Origin of the sequence: Enterobacter sp. 296B2, from assembly GCF_034106185.1 — a bacterium.
Lineage (GTDB): Bacteria > Pseudomonadota > Gammaproteobacteria > Enterobacterales > Enterobacteriaceae > Enterobacter > Enterobacter cloacae_N.
In genome coordinates this window covers 41,241-55,106 of record NZ_JAWNCA010000024.1, presented here as the reverse complement: position 1 = coordinate 55,106, position 13,866 = coordinate 41,241, and the positions used below count along the sequence as shown (strand labels likewise).

The 13,866-nt window shown below is 53.7% G+C and carries 13 protein-coding genes; 4 read left to right on the top strand and 9 right to left on the bottom strand.

The window, feature by feature from the left end; translation table 11 throughout:
* Window positions 1–8: 8 nt before the first annotated feature.
* From rseP to rpsB, 8 genes are all read right to left on the bottom strand, one after another.
* Window positions 9–1,361, bottom strand: a complete 1,353-nt coding sequence (gene rseP, locus URZ40_RS17010; RefSeq protein ID WP_320720901.1) for a sigma E protease regulator RseP — start codon at window positions 1,359–1,361, stop codon at window positions 9–11.
* Between the two features lie 11 nt (window positions 1,362–1,372).
* On the bottom strand, window positions 1,373–2,230 hold the full coding sequence (gene cdsA, locus URZ40_RS17005) for a phosphatidate cytidylyltransferase (RefSeq protein WP_116343998.1): 858 nt from the start codon (window positions 2,228–2,230) through the stop codon (window positions 1,373–1,375).
* 12 nt (window positions 2,231–2,242) lie between these two features.
* The gene (gene ispU, locus URZ40_RS17000; RefSeq protein WP_028015581.1) at window positions 2,243–3,001 is read right to left on the bottom strand and encodes a (2E,6E)-farnesyl-diphosphate-specific ditrans,polycis-undecaprenyl-diphosphate synthase; all 759 of its coding nucleotides are present in this window, start codon (window positions 2,999–3,001) and stop codon (window positions 2,243–2,245) included.
* Window positions 3,002–3,187: 186 nt separating this feature from the next.
* Window positions 3,188–4,387 carry a 1-deoxy-D-xylulose-5-phosphate reductoisomerase gene (ispC, locus tag URZ40_RS16995; RefSeq protein ID WP_320720900.1) on the bottom strand — a complete coding sequence of 400 codons (1,200 nt, stop codon included), beginning with the start codon at window positions 4,385–4,387 and terminating at the stop codon, window positions 3,188–3,190.
* 95 nt (window positions 4,388–4,482) lie between these two features.
* Window positions 4,483–5,040 (bottom strand): ribosome recycling factor, encoded by a 558-nt coding sequence (gene frr / locus URZ40_RS16990; protein ID WP_003856180.1) that lies wholly within the window; start codon window positions 5,038–5,040, stop codon window positions 4,483–4,485.
* A 167-nt stretch (window positions 5,041–5,207) separates the two neighbouring features.
* The gene (gene pyrH, locus URZ40_RS16985; protein WP_008501910.1) at window positions 5,208–5,933 is read right to left on the bottom strand and encodes a UMP kinase; all 726 of its coding nucleotides are present in this window, start codon (window positions 5,931–5,933) and stop codon (window positions 5,208–5,210) included.
* 150 nt (window positions 5,934–6,083) lie between these two features.
* Entirely contained in the window at window positions 6,084–6,935 is an 852-nt protein-coding gene (gene tsf, locus URZ40_RS16980) for a translation elongation factor Ts (RefSeq protein WP_028015579.1), read from the bottom strand.
* A gap of 117 nt (window positions 6,936–7,052) precedes the next feature.
* A complete protein-coding gene (gene rpsB / locus URZ40_RS16975) occupies window positions 7,053–7,778 on the bottom strand; it encodes a 30S ribosomal protein S2 (RefSeq protein ID WP_003856207.1) in 726 nt (241 codons plus the stop codon).
* 322 nt (window positions 7,779–8,100) lie between these two features.
* On the opposite strand from rpsB, the gene map reads away from it, so the two are divergent.
* The 3 genes from map (at window position 8,101) to dapD (ending at window position 12,490) form a co-directional block, all read left to right on the top strand.
* The gene (map, locus tag URZ40_RS16970) at window positions 8,101–8,895 is read left to right on the top strand and encodes a type I methionyl aminopeptidase (RefSeq protein WP_028015578.1); all 795 of its coding nucleotides are present in this window, start codon (window positions 8,101–8,103) and stop codon (window positions 8,893–8,895) included.
* 62 nt (window positions 8,896–8,957) lie between these two features.
* A complete protein-coding gene (gene glnD, locus URZ40_RS16965) occupies window positions 8,958–11,633 on the top strand; it encodes a bifunctional uridylyltransferase/uridylyl-removing protein GlnD (protein WP_163330353.1) in 2,676 nt (891 codons plus the stop codon).
* Window positions 11,634–11,665: 32 nt separating this feature from the next.
* A complete protein-coding gene (gene dapD, locus URZ40_RS16960; protein WP_008501915.1) occupies window positions 11,666–12,490 on the top strand; it encodes a 2,3,4,5-tetrahydropyridine-2,6-dicarboxylate N-succinyltransferase in 825 nt (274 codons plus the stop codon).
* Here dapD and URZ40_RS16955 read toward each other — a convergent pair.
* Window positions 12,487–13,119 carry a DNA-binding protein gene (locus URZ40_RS16955; RefSeq protein WP_116342611.1) on the bottom strand — a complete coding sequence of 211 codons (633 nt, stop codon included), beginning with the start codon at window positions 13,117–13,119 and terminating at the stop codon, window positions 12,487–12,489. The genes dapD and URZ40_RS16955 overlap by 4 nt on opposite strands.
* A 322-nt stretch (window positions 13,120–13,441) precedes the next feature.
* Here URZ40_RS16955 and URZ40_RS16950 point away from each other — a divergent pair, with 322 nt between their 5' ends.
* On the top strand, window positions 13,442–13,831 hold the full coding sequence (locus URZ40_RS16950; RefSeq protein ID WP_008501916.1) for a DUF3461 family protein: 390 nt from the start codon (window positions 13,442–13,444) through the stop codon (window positions 13,829–13,831).
* The last annotated feature ends 35 nt before the right edge of the window (window positions 13,832–13,866 follow it).

The window sequence follows — 13,866 nt, the reverse complement described above, 5'->3', positions numbered from 1 at the left end:
TAACTCTCTTACAACCGAGAGAAATCATTGAAAAGTGCAAGCCCCATTAACAGCACCAGCAAAATCGAGCCAATGCGATAACTAAAGTCTTGAACTCGCTCGGATACCGGTCCGCCTTTTAGCTTTTCAATCGCTAAAAACAGCAGATGACCCCCGTCTAAAACGGGAAGCGGGAACAGGTTGATAATCCCAAGGTTCACGCTAATAAGCGCGAGGAACATGAGATAGTAAATCACCCCGAACTCCGCTGACATCCCAGCCCCCTGAGCAATCGAGATTGGCCCACTGAGGTTGTTCAGTTTCACATCACCGGTTATCAATTTCCCCAACATGTTGACCGTCAGCTTCATCAGTTGCCATGTTTTATCCGTGGCTTCAAGAATGGCGCTGAACGGCCCATACTGGCGTATTGTCTTGTACTCATCTGGCAGCGGGATCACTTTTGGCACAACGCCTGCAAACCCTTCTGCCTTTTTGCCGACCGACTTCGTATCCGGGATCAGCGTCAGCGAAAGCGGACTACCTTGCCTTTCAACTTCCAGCGCGAGGGACGTCCCCGGATTATCGCGCACCAGAGTAACAAAGGTCATCCACTCTGTTAATGGTTGACCATCGACTTTAACGATCCTGTCGCCAGCTTGCAAACCTGCTTTACTCGCCGCCGAATTTGCCTGTACTTCGGCTAACACCGGCTCAATCTGCGGGCCGCGGGGACGAATGCCCAGCGCAGCGACGGGATCCTCTTTGTCTGGCTCGAAACGCCAGTGGCGTAAATCCAGTACTTTGTCCTGACGCGCGTCTGACCCAAACGGCGATACGCTGATGGTTGTCTGCGGATCGCCAATTTTGGCTACCAGCTGCAGTCGCACGGCATCCCAATCAGGGGTTTCGATGCCATCAATCGCTTTAAGTTCCATCCCGGACGTAATTTGCGCACTCGCCGCGATGGAGTCAGGGGCAATCTCCCCCACTACCGGACGCACGCCAGGGACGCCGATGATAAACACCAGCCAGTAAGCGAAAATCGCAAAGATGAAGTTGGCTACCGGTCCGGCAGCAATGATGGCGGCGCGTTGTCCAACGGTTTTGTTGTTAAACGCACTGTGCCGCAGTTCAGGAGCGACAGGCTCAACGCGTTCGTCGAGCATTTTGACGTAGCCGCCAAGCGGGATAAGGGCGATGACAAATTCCGTGCCGTGACGGTCGGTGCGCGTCCAGAGTGATTTGCCAAAACCAATGGAGAATCGCTCTACCCGCACACCACAACGGCGAGCAACCCAGAAATGGCCAAATTCATGCACGGTAATCAGTACACCCAGTGCAACAATGAACGCCGCCAGATTCCAGAGAATGCTCAGCATAAAACCTTCCGTTAAATCGTCCCGAATACCAGTAAAAGCAGGCAAGCAAATACTGGAACAGCCGCTGTCAGGCTGTCAATGCGATCCAGTATACCGCCATGCCCTGGAATAAGATGTCCGCTGTCCTTAATCCCTGCTTCACGCTTAAACATACTTTCGGTTAAATCACCGAGCACTGAGGCAAGTGCAGCAAAAATCGAGCACACCAGCAGTATTGACGGTGCTACGGCCAGATCTGCCCAGACGCCATAGCCCCAGGAGATGATCGCTGCCGTAAACAAGCCGCCGATGAAGCCTTGCCAGGTTTTACCCGGAGAAACTTTTGGTGCCAGCTTATGTTTGCCAAACAGTTTACCAAACATATAGGCCCCGGAGTCAGCCCCCCAGACGAGAATCATCACATAAAGCAGCCAGATCGCACCACTGTAATGGTTTTCGTCATAGTGCCAGGCTCGCAGCGCGACCATGCCCCAGAAAAACGGAACAATGGTGAGCAAACCAAAAATCAGTCGCAGCACTTTTGAATGACGCCATAATGCCGCGGAGCCTGGATAAAAAAGAACCAGCAACAGCGCGGCAACCCACCAGGCCAACGATATCCACAAGGAGCCGGCAACCAGCGGTTGATGAATATCATGGTGATATTCAGGCAACGTAAACAGCATTATGGCCAGGATAAAGCCACAGAGTACCGCAAGCCATACTCGCTGGCTGCGCGAGGTAAAGCCGCTAAACTGTCCCCATTCCCACGCGGCGAGCATGCACACTACCAGCGTAACAATGGCGAATCCCACCGGGGGCAGTAAAAACAGCGCCGCAATGACAATGGGTATTAAAACAAAAGCGGAAATCAGGCGATACTTCAGCAAAAGCTACCCCCATCAGGCTTTGTCGCCACCTGGCTCGGTGCCGCCGAAACGACGCTCTCGATTGGCAAAGGCATGCAGCGCACCTTCAAAGTCTTGTTCATCAAAATCGGGCCAAAGAACATCCGTAAAGTAAAGTTCAGCATAGGCAATTTGCCATATCAAAAAGTTACTTATGCGATGTTCCCCCCCTGTCCTAATTACCAAATCCACAGGTGCCAGTTCATTCATGCAGATTTGCTTGCTCAGCGCCTCTTCATCAATCTGGTCGGGTCTCAACAGCCCTTCCTGAACCTGTTCGGCCAGATGCCGAACGCCCTGGATAATATCCCAGCGTCCACCGTAATTCGCCGCAACGTTGAGCGTCAGACCAGTATTATTTTCAGTCAGCGCTTCTGCTTTACGAATCCGCTCCTGCAAACGTGAGTTAAAACGACTGGTATCGCCAATGATGCGCAGGCGAACGTTGTGGCGGTGCAGGCTTTTTACTTCGCTGTCTAGCGCCCACACAAACAATTCCATCAACGCAGTCACTTCCTGCGGAGGTCGATTCCAGTTTTCACTGCTAAAAGCATAGAGCGTTAACGCATCAATGCCGTTATTAGCGGCAAAAGAAACGGCACGGCGAACAGATTTCGCTCCCGCTTTATGCCCAAAGGCTCGTATTTTCCCTTGTCTTTTCGCCCAGCGCCCGTTGCCATCCATGATGATTGCTACATGACGGCAGCCATGAGCTGGCAAGTTTTCGCTTATTGGTTGATTCGCAGACAACATAACGCGTTTTTTGTCCCTGAAAAGGATTTAACGGTACTCAGGAATACTTAAGCCTGTACATAAAAAAGCCGTGTCAAACCACGGCTTACCTGACCACATAAAGTCAAATTCCTGCGATCAGGTGGCGCAGACTATATCACTGAAGCCCAACGCTAACAAATAGCACGACCACTAGTGCTTGCTTTATCACCAGCTTGCAAGACGTGTCACCTGTTTACGCGCAATATCACGAGCAGCTGTATCCACCGCCAGCACCTCTTCCACGCTTTGTGGCTCGCGCAAATCCATCATCTCCAGTACCGATAAATTTAACGTCGCGATATCGGTAAAACGGATCTGCTGATTCAGAAATGCGTCAACGGTAATTTCATTGGCTGCATTCAGTGCCGTCGTCGCCGCCTGCCCCTGGTCAAAGGCATTCATTGCAAGCTTCAGACAAGGATAACGATCGTAGTCTGGTTCACTGAACGTCAGGGAACTGAGCTTACAGAAATCAAGCGGCTTCACGCCGGATTTCACCCGGTTTGGCCACGCCATTGAATGGGCAATAGGCGTACGCATATCCGGCTCGCCGAGCTGTGCCAGCACGCTGCCATCCTGATAGCGCACCATCGAGTGAATCACCGACTGCGGGTGGATCAGTACTTCCATCTGCTTCGCTGACGCATTAAACAGCCAGCGCGCTTCAATGTATTCCAGACCTTTGTTCATCATGGTGGCTGAGTCAACGGAGATTTTACGCCCCATTGACCAGTTCGGATGACGGCATGCCTGGTCCGGCGTCATTGCGCGCAGTTCAGACAGTGGCGTTTCACGGAACGGGCCACCAGACCCGGTAAGCAGAATCGACACGACGCCATTCTGCTCCAGGTCAGCGTACCCCAGGTTCTGTTGAAAAGGTTGCGGTAAACTCTGAAAAATGGCGTTGTGCTCGCTGTCAACCGGCAAAAGGCGCGCCCCACGCTGTTTTACCGCGTCCATAAACAGGCGGCCACAGGTAACAAGCGACTCTTTATTGGCGAGCAAAACGTCTTTACCGGCATCGATCGCAGCAAGTGTCGGCAGCAGCCCGGCCGCTCCGACGATGGCCGCCATAACCTGGTCAACTTCATCCAGCTCAGCCATCTCGCAGGCCGCCTGCTGGCCGCTCAGCACCTCGGTTCGGCTGCCCTTCTCCCGCAGCTGGGCTTTCAGCAGACGCGCGCTCTCTTCGTCATCCATCACCGCGTAGCGGGGCATAAACTCCAGGCACTGCTCGACCATACGCTGCACATTCTTACCGGCCACCAGCGCTGTCACGGTGTAAAGTTCAGGATTATGGCGGACGACGTCGAGAGTACTGCAACCGATGGAGCCGGTTGAGCCGAGGAGTGTTAAATGCTTCATGAGATGCCCGAAAAAAGTTAGACCAGATAAAAGCAAAACGCCGCCAGCAAGACCCGAAGTCCCTCTGAACGGCGTTTATCAGTGTACGACAGAAATCAGAACTGCATCAGTTCCGCTTCTTTTTCTGCCAGCGCCGCATCAATTTTCTTGATGGCAGCGTCGGTCATTTTCTGAATGTCGTCCTGAGAACGACGATCGTCATCTTCGCTGATCTCTTTTTCTTTCAGCAGTGCTTTCACTTTATCGTTCGCATCACGGCGCACGTTACGCACGGAAACACGACCCTGCTCAGCTTCACCGCGAACCACTTTGATCAGGTCTTTACGACGTTCTTCCGTCAGCGGAGGCAGCGGAACGCGGATGTCAGCGCCTGCAGAGCTTGGGTTCAGACCCAGGTCAGAGGCCATGATCGCTTTCTCAACGGCCGGGCTCATAGAGCGATCGAAGACGTTGATTTTCAGCGTACGGGTATCTTCAACCGTCACGCTCGCCAGCTGGCGCAGAGGCGTTGGCGTACCGTAGTATTCTACGATGATGCCATCCAGCAGGCTTGGGGAAGCACGGCCAGTACGGATTTTGCTGATTTGGTTTTTGAACGCTTCTACGCATTTGTCCATGCGTACTTCAGCATCTTTTCTGATGTCGTTAATCACGTTACGAATCCTTGAAAACTTGTCTCAGGCAGACTATCCGCCAGCACAGCGCTACAGGTGTGCTAAGTATAGTCGCGTTTAATTCATGACAACGCCAAAGGCGCGTCCAGGTAAGATACCACTACAAAGTAAAGCGGAATCTTACCTGTATTTATCGTCAACGGAAATTATTCCGTGATCAAAGTGCCTTCTTTTTCGCCCATGACCACGCGACGCAGTGCGCCAGGTTTGTTCATGTTGAAGACGCGGATCGGCAATTTGTGGTCGCGAGCCAGCGTGAAGGCGGCAAGATCCATCACTTTCAGCTCTTTATCCAGCACTTCGCTGTAGCTCAGCTGATCGTACATGGTGGCAGAAGGATCTTTTGCCGGGTCGGCAGTAAACACGCCATCGACTTTGGTCGCTTTCAGTACCACATCAGCTTCGATCTCGATACCGCGCAGGCAGGCAGCGGAATCGGTCGTAAAGAACGGGTTACCCGTACCGGCGGAGAGGATCACCACGCGGTTGTTGCGCAGCAGGCTGATGGCCTCTGCCCAGCTGTAATTATCGCATACGCCATTCAGTGGAATCGCGGACATCAGGCGGGCGTTCACATAAGCGCGATGCAGGGCGTCACGCATTGCCAGGCCATTCATCACGGTTGCCAGCATACCCATGTGGTCGCCCACAACGCGGTTCATCCCCGCTTTCGCCAGACCAGCACCACGGAAAAGGTTGCCACCGCCAATGACCACGCCAACCTGGATACCCAGTTCGACCAGTTCTTTGATTTCCTGTGCCATGCGATCAAGGATGCTTGCGTCAATACCGAAGCCTTCCGATCCCTGCAGCGCTTCGCCACTCAGCTTAAGCAGAATGCGTTTGTACACGGGTTTTGCATTGGTAGCCATGTTTCTTTCCTGAGACTGTCAACGATTAAGATGGGAGTTAATTCTGGCGACATAATATGCCGCAAATCAGTACAGCGATACTGGAGCCTGTCTGATTTCCTGTGACGGGTGACAAAAAGAAGCCGCCCTCAGGCGGCTCCTTTTCAATCATTAAGACTGCTTGGACATTGCAGCAACTTCTGCTGCGAAGTCAGTCTCAACTTTCTCGATGCCTTCGCCCACTTCGAAGCGGATGAAGCCAGTTACGTCAGCGTTGTGCTCTTTCAGCAGCTGAGCAACAGACTTGCTTGGATCCATAACGAAAGGCTGGCCAGTCAGAGAAACTTCGCCGGTGAATTTCTTCATGCGGCCTTCAACCATTTTCTCTGCGATTTCTTTTGGCTTACCAGACTGCATCGCGATGTCCAGCTGAACCTGGTACTCTTTCTCTACCACTTCAGCAGACACGTCTTCTGGCTTAACGAATTCTGGTTTGCTTGCAGCGATGTGCATAGCCAGCTGTTTAACCAGCTCTTCGTCAGCGCCTTTAGCCGCAACCAGAACACCGATACGTGCGCCGTGCTGGTAAGAACCCAGTACTTCGCCTTCCAGGGAAGATACGCGACGGATGTTGATGTTCTCACCGATTTTAGCAACCAGCGCAACACGTTCTTCTTCGAACTGTGCTTTCAGAACTTCAACGTCAGTGATTTTGCCAGCAACAGCTGCGTCCAGAACTTTGTTCGCAAATGCCTGGAAACCGCCATCTTTAGCAACGAAGTCAGTCTGGCAGTTAACTTCCAGAATGATGCCGTAGGTGCCGTCGATTTTAGTGATGATCACGCCGTCAGCAGCAACGTTGCCTGCTTTCTTAGCTGCTTTGATCGCACCGGATTTACGCATGTTTTCGATTGCCAGCTCGATGTCGCCGTTCGCTTCAGTCAGCGCTTTTTTGCAATCCATCATGCCTGCGCCAGTACGCTCGCGCAGCTCTTTTACCAGGGATGCGGTAATTTCAGCCATTCTTAAATCCTCGGGAGATGTGAACTGCCCGGCCGGAGGCCAAACAGTGTAAATTGAAAAAAGGGGCCGATAATGGGCCCCTATTCATACACGGTACTAATAAGGGGTAAAACCTTATTATTCAGCTTCTACGAAGCTTTCTTCCGCCTGAGAAGCCAGATCCTGGGAACGGCCTTCACGAACGGTAGCAGCTACAGCGCTCAGGTACAGGCTAACAGCACGGATTGCGTCGTCGTTACCCGGGATAACGAAGTCAACACCGTCCGGATCGGAGTTGGTATCAACGATAGCGAATACCGGGATACCCAGGTTGTTAGCTTCTTTGATAGCGATGTGCTCGTGGTCTGCATCGATTACGAACAGCGCGTCTGGCAGGCCGCCCATATCTTTGATACCGCCCAGGCTGTTTTCCAGCTTGTCCAGTTCACGAGTGCGCATCAGCGCTTCTTTCTTAGTCAGCTTGTCGAAAGTACCGTCCTGAGACTGGGTTTCCAGATCTTTCAGGCGCTTGATGGACTGACGAACAGTTTTCCAGTTGGTCAGCATGCCGCCCAACCAGCGATGGTTCACGAAGAACTGGTCGCAGCTGTTAGCAGCATCTTTCACAGCTTCGCTTGCAGCGCGCTTAGTACCAACGAACAGAATCTTACCTTTACGGGAAGAGATCTTGTTCAGCTCAGCCAGGGCTTCGTTGAACATTGGTACAGTTTTCTCAAGGTTGATGATGTGAACTTTGTTACGCGCGCCGAAGATGAAAGGCTTCATTTTCGGGTTCCAGTAACGGGTCTGGTGACCGAAGTGAACACCAGCCTTGAGCATGTCGCGCATGGAAACAGTTGCCATGTTTTAAAACCTCTATATTGAAAGTTGGGGTTATGCCTCCACGTATCCCATATTACCGACCCCGAAGGGCACCCCGGAATATGTGCCGATACGTGTGTGTTGTTACACAAAGTGAGATTTGTCGCTTCCGTCCAGCCTGTGTATCTGAGATGGATCGGAAGTCCGGCGCGCTTTATACCACAAAACACGACCAGAAACCAACAGTTGTTGGCGGAGTGTGCTGTTAATGATTCTCAATTTGGCACGGAGCGTGCCTGACTGATACCATTGACGACACTTAGACTAGTATTGTCGAAAAAATCGACACCGATGGACAGATTACATGGCTATCTCTATTAAGACACCTGAAGAAATTGAAAAGATGCGCGTCGCCGGTCGTCTGGCCGCGGAAGTGCTGGAAATGATCGAGCCGTTCGTGAAGCCGGGCGTCAGCACCGGCGAACTGGATCGCATCTGTAATGACTATATCGTTAACGAGCAGCACGCGGTTTCCGCCTGTCTCGGCTACCACGGTTTCCCGAAATCCGTCTGCATCTCTATTAATGAAGTGGTTTGCCACGGTATTCCTGACGACGAAAAACTGCTGAAAGATGGCGACATCGTCAACATCGACGTGACCGTCATTAAAGACGAGTACCACGGTGACACCTCAAAAATGTTCATCGTTGGCAAACCAACGATTCTGGGCGAGCGTCTGTGCAAAGTGACGCAAGAGAGCCTTTACCTGGCGTTGAAAATGGTTAAACCGGGTATTCGCCTGCGCACCCTCGGTGCCGCAATTCAGAAATTTGTGGAAGCGGAAGGTTTCTCCGTGGTGCGCGAGTACTGCGGTCACGGCATTGGCCGCGTCTTCCATGAAGAACCGCAGGTTCTGCACTATGATGCCGATGACGGCGGCGTGGTACTGCAAAAAGGGATGACCTTCACCATCGAACCGATGGTCAACGCCGGTGACTACCGCATTCGCACCATGAAAGACGGCTGGACGGTGAAAACCAAAGACAGAAGCTTGTCTGCCCAGTACGAGCATACTATTGTGGTAACGGACAACGGCTGCGAAATTATGACGTTGCGCAAGGATGACACCATCCCGGCGATACTGACGAACATTGAGTGATAAGAAGCCGGCAAATGCCGGCTTTTTTAATGGCGATAGCTTTTTCTTATGGGTGGCGCACGATGAGTAATCTATTACCCGAACAGTATGCTAACACAGCACTTCCCACCCTCCCCGACCAGCCCGATAACCCGGGCGTCTGGCCGCCGCACGAGCTGACCTGCGCGCACATAAAAGCCCATATGGACGTTTTCCATCGCTGGCTGGGCAGCGCGTTCGACGCGGGCGTATCTGCCGAGCAGCTCATTGAAGCGCGCACCGAATTTATCGACCAGCTGCTGCAGCGTTTGTGGATCGATTACGGATTTGGGCAAATCAGTGATGTTGCGCTGGTTGCCGTCGGGGGCTATGGCCGCGGAGAGCTTCATCCGCTCTCCGATATCGATCTCCTGATCTTAAGCCGCAAAAAGTTGCCGGACGAACAGGCGCAAAAAATTGGCGAACTGCTGACCCTGCTCTGGGACGTCAAGCTTGAAGTGGGCCACAGCGTGCGCACCCTGGAAGAGTGCCTGCTGGAGGGGTTATCTGACCTGACCGTCGCCACCAACCTGATTGAAACCCGTCTGCTGATTGGCGACGTCGCGCTGTTCCTGGAGCTGCAAAAGCATATTTTCAGCGACGGCTTCTGGCCATCTGAGAAATTCTTCGCCGCTAAGGTCGAGGAGCAAAACCAGCGCCACCAGCGCTACCACGGCACCAGCTATAATCTTGAACCCGATATTAAAAGCAGCCCCGGCGGCCTGCGCGACATCCACACGTTACAGTGGGTCGCCCGTCGCCACTTTGGCGCCACCTCAATGGACGAGATGGTCGGCTTTGGCTTCCTGACCGAGGCCGAACGTAACGAGCTAAACGAGTGTCTGCACCTGCTGTGGCGCATCCGTTTTGCCCTGCATCTGGAAGTTACCCGCTACGATAACCGCCTGCTGTTCGACCGCCAGCTCAGCGTGGCACAGCGGCTGAATTATCAGGGCGAAGGTAACGAGCCGGTTGAGCAGATGATGAAGGATTTCTTCCGCGTCACCCGCCGGGTCACCGAGCTGAACCAGATGCTGTTGCAGCTGTTTGATGAAGCAATCCTCGCCCTGACGGCGGACGAAAAGCCGCGCCCGATTGATGACGAATTCCAGCTGCGCGGCACATTGATCGATCTGCGCGACGAAACGCTGTTTATCCGCGAGCCGGAAGCAATCCTGCGGATGTTCTACACCATGGTGCGCAACAGCACCATCACCGGGATCTACTCCACCACCCTGCGCCATCTGCGCCACGCGCGCCGTCATCTGACGCAGCCGCTGTGCTATATCCCGGAAGCGCGGTCGCTGTTCCTGAGCATGCTCCGCCACCCGGGCGCCGTCAGCCGCGGTCTGCTACCGATGCACCGCCACAGCGTGCTGTGGGCCTATATGCCGCAGTGGTCGCACATCGTCGGGCAGATGCAGTTTGATCTGTTCCACGCCTATACGGTGGATGAACATACGATCCGCGTCATGCTCAAGCTGGAAAGCTTTGCGAAAGAAGAGACGCGGCCCCGCCACCCGCTGTGCGTGGAGCTGTGGCCGCGCCTGACCCACCCTGAACTGATCCTGATTGCCGCCCTGTTCCACGACATCGCCAAGGGCCGCGGCGGCGATCACTCGGTGCTGGGCGCGCAGGACGTGCTGAAATTTGCCGAACTGCACGGTCTCAACTCGCGTGAAACGCAGCTGGTCGCCTGGCTGGTGCGCCATCACCTGCTGATGTCGGTTACCGCCCAGCGTCGTGATATTCAGGATCCGGAAGTGATCAAGCAGTTCGCCGAAGAAGTCCAGACGGAAAATCGCCTGCGCTACCTGGTCTGCCTGACGGTGGCCGATATTTGCGCCACCAACGAAACCCTGTGGAACAGCTGGAAGCAGAGCCTGCTGCGCGAACTGTACTTCGCCACCGAAAAACAGCTGCGTCGCGGGATGCAAAACACCCCGGACATGCGCGAGCGCGTGCGTCATCACCAGCTGCAGGCGCTGGCGCTGCTGCGGATGGATAACATTGATGAAGAAGCGCTGCATCAGATTTGGGCCCGCTGCCGTGCCAACTATTTTGTGCGCCATAGCCCAAACCAGCTTGCCTGGCACGCGCGGCACCTGCTGAAGCATGATCTGTCTCAGCCGATGATCCTGCTGAGCCCGCAGGCCACGCGCGGCGGAACGGAGATATTCATCTGGAGCCCGGACCGGCCTTATCTGTTTGCTGCCGTCTGCGCCGAGCTGGACAGGCGTAACCTGAGCGTTCACGACGCGCAGATTTTTACCACCCGCGACGGCATGGCGATGGATACCTTTATTGTGCTGGAGCCGGACGGCAGCCCGCTGTCCTCGGACAGGCATGAAGGGATACGCTTTGGTCTGGAGCAGGCGATTACCCAGCGCAGCTGGCAGCCACCGCAGCCGCGCCGTCAGCCGGCGAAACTGCGTCATTTTACCGTCGATACCGAGGTCAACTTCCTGCCGACCCATACCGACCGTAAATCGTTCCTGGAGCTGATCGCGCTCGACCAGCCAGGGTTGCTCGCCCGCGTCGGCCAGGTTTTTGCCGATCTGGGAATTTCGCTCCATGGGGCCCGAATTACAACCATTGGCGAGCGAGTAGAAGATTTATTTATAATCGCCACCGCCGACCGGCGTGCCCTTAATAATGACCTGCAGCTTGAAGTGCAACAACGGTTGACAGCAGCCCTCAATCCAAACGATAAAGGGTGACGTGTTTTTTAGTGAAATGGAAAGAGTAAACAATGCAGCAGTTACAGAACGTTATTGAGTCCGCTTTTGAGCGTCGCGCCGAGATCACTCCGGCAAATGTGGATACCGTGACCCGTGAAGCGGTAAACCAGGTTATTTCCCTGCTGGATTCCGGCGCGCTGCGCGTGGCAGAAAAAATCGACGGTCAGTGGGTCACTCATCAATGGCTGAAGAAAGCCGTGCTGCTCTCTTTCCGCATCAACGATAACCAGGTTATCGACGGAGCAGAAAGCCGCTACTTCGATAAAGTGCCAATGAAATTCGCGGATTACGACGAAGCGCGTTTCCAGAAAGAAGGTTTCCGCGTGGTACCACCGGCAGCAGTACGTCAGGGTGCATTCATCGCACGTAACACCGTGCTGATGCCATCCTATGTGAACATCGGTGCGTACGTTGACGAAGGCACCATGGTCGATACCTGGGCGACAGTCGGTTCCTGCGCGCAGATCGGTAAAAACGTCCACCTGTCTGGCGGCGTCGGCATCGGTGGCGTTCTGGAGCCACTGCAGGCTAACCCAACCATCATTGAAGACAACTGCTTCATCGGCGCGCGTTCAGAAGTGGTAGAAGGCGTGATCGTGGAAGAAGGCTCCGTGATCTCCATGGGCGTTTACATCGGTCAGAGCACCCGTATTTACGACCGTGAAACCGGCGAAGTGCACTACGGTCGCGTTCCTGCGGGCTCCGTGGTGGTTTCCGGTAACCTGCCGTCAAAAGACGGTAAATACAGCCTGTACTGTGCGGTTATCGTGAAGAAAGTGGATGCGAAAACCCGCGGTAAAGTGGGCATCAACGAACTGCTGCGCACCATCGACTAATCCCCAACGCGTTGATAAACCGGGACCCGCCTGTGCGTCCCGGTATAATCATCAAAAACGTCCGTTTCCGCTGTCGCGATTGCCATTCCCTTTTTTCGCAACCCTGCGATATCCGCCGCCATACGCTGGCTCCCCAGCCAGAACAGCCCGTCGAGAGCCGTCACCGCCAGCCCCGACTCCAGCGCCAGTTTCAGTCGCTCACGCGGCGCTTTTACCTCTTTGGCAATCTGCCGGAAAGGCTCTGCCGTAAGTCCGGTGGGATCGATCCGCCGAATGCGGGTGCTCATGCGGTACTGAAAAGCCTCGGGAATCGCATTGAGATCGGCTTTCAGGCTATACACGCAGCCAAAGCGCTTGCCGTTAAAGATAACGTTCTTCTGGCTTAGCTGAAACTCATCGCGCAGCCCGGCGATGAGCTGAGGGGCACGGGTCAGCACCAGTCGGAACGGCAGTTCGAAGCTGGTGACATAATCCACGTTCAGTAAGGCAATGCGTAAACGCTCTTCCGCACCCGCCTTCAGTTGGCGGCACTCAGCGGCAACTTCTGCCCACTGGTGCGTGAGCCTTGGGCTCTCCTCTACGGCGCCAAAGCTGTATTTTTCGATTTGATAATCAATGCGTCCTGACATGTCATTATCCCCGCGGGCTACGCTTTTGTGCGATAACTTTGCCTCATTTCCCCGCTTTTGAATACCCGTCTCGCCCTCCTTTTCTCGCGGCTATCGCTATGCTGCGTAAGCCTTGAGAATGCCGATTAAGGTATAAAATTGATTTCCACTTGACGTAGTCGTTAAAAACAACAATAAACGAGTGGGGGCAATGCACCTTCCCTGCCCGGTAATTTCAGTGAAATGTAATCAGGATCGACCCCGCTTTTTTTGTATGTGAGGGTGGCAAAAAGGAATTTTTTCGTTAATTATTCAAAGGTTATGTTGAGATAAGGGTACCGCTATGTACGATAATCTGAAAAGTCTGGGCATTACCAATCCTGATGAAATTGATCGTTACAGCCTTCGCCAGGAAGCCAACAACGACATTTTAAAAATCTATTTTCACAAGGATAAAGGAGAGTTTTTCGCCAAGAGCGTGAAGTTTAAATATCCACGCCAGCGTAAGACCGTCGTCGCCGACGGCGTAGGACAAGGCTATAAAGAAGTTCAGGAAATCAGCCCTAATCTGCGCTATGTGATCGATGAACTCGATCAGATTTGCCAGCGCGATCGCACTGAAGTCGATCTCAAGCGTAAGATCCTCGACGATCTGCGTCACCTTGAAAGCGTTGTCACCAACAAGATCAGCGAGATTGAAGCGGATCTTGAGAAATTAACTCGCAATAAATAAGTCAGGTGCGGTCTGATTCCCTCACCCCGGCCCTC

Excerpts from the sequence above, each read along its gene's own strand:
- rseP (WP_320720901.1), bottom strand. The coding sequence starts at position 1,361 with ATGCTGAGCATTCTCTGGAATCTGGCGGCGTTCATTGTTGCACTGGGT.
- ispU (WP_028015581.1), bottom strand. The coding sequence starts at position 3,001 with ATGTTGTCTGCGAATCAACCAATAAGCGAAAACTTGCCAGCTCATGGC.
- ispC (WP_320720900.1), bottom strand. The coding sequence starts at position 4,387 with ATGAAGCATTTAACACTCCTCGGCTCAACCGGCTCCATCGGTTGCAGT.
- pyrH (WP_008501910.1), bottom strand. The coding sequence starts at position 5,933 with ATGGCTACCAATGCAAAACCCGTGTACAAACGCATTCTGCTTAAGCTG.
- tsf (WP_028015579.1), bottom strand. The coding sequence starts at position 6,935 with ATGGCTGAAATTACCGCATCCCTGGTAAAAGAGCTGCGCGAGCGTACT.
- rpsB (WP_003856207.1), bottom strand. The coding sequence starts at position 7,778 with ATGGCAACTGTTTCCATGCGCGACATGCTCAAGGCTGGTGTTCACTTC.
- map (WP_028015578.1), top strand. The coding sequence starts at position 8,101 with ATGGCTATCTCTATTAAGACACCTGAAGAAATTGAAAAGATGCGCGTC.
- glnD (WP_163330353.1), top strand. The coding sequence starts at position 8,958 with ATGAGTAATCTATTACCCGAACAGTATGCTAACACAGCACTTCCCACC.
- dapD (WP_008501915.1), top strand. The coding sequence starts at position 11,666 with ATGCAGCAGTTACAGAACGTTATTGAGTCCGCTTTTGAGCGTCGCGCC.
- URZ40_RS16955 (WP_116342611.1), bottom strand. The coding sequence starts at position 13,119 with ATGTCAGGACGCATTGATTATCAAATCGAAAAATACAGCTTTGGCGCC.
- URZ40_RS16950 (WP_008501916.1), top strand. The coding sequence starts at position 13,442 with ATGTACGATAATCTGAAAAGTCTGGGCATTACCAATCCTGATGAAATT.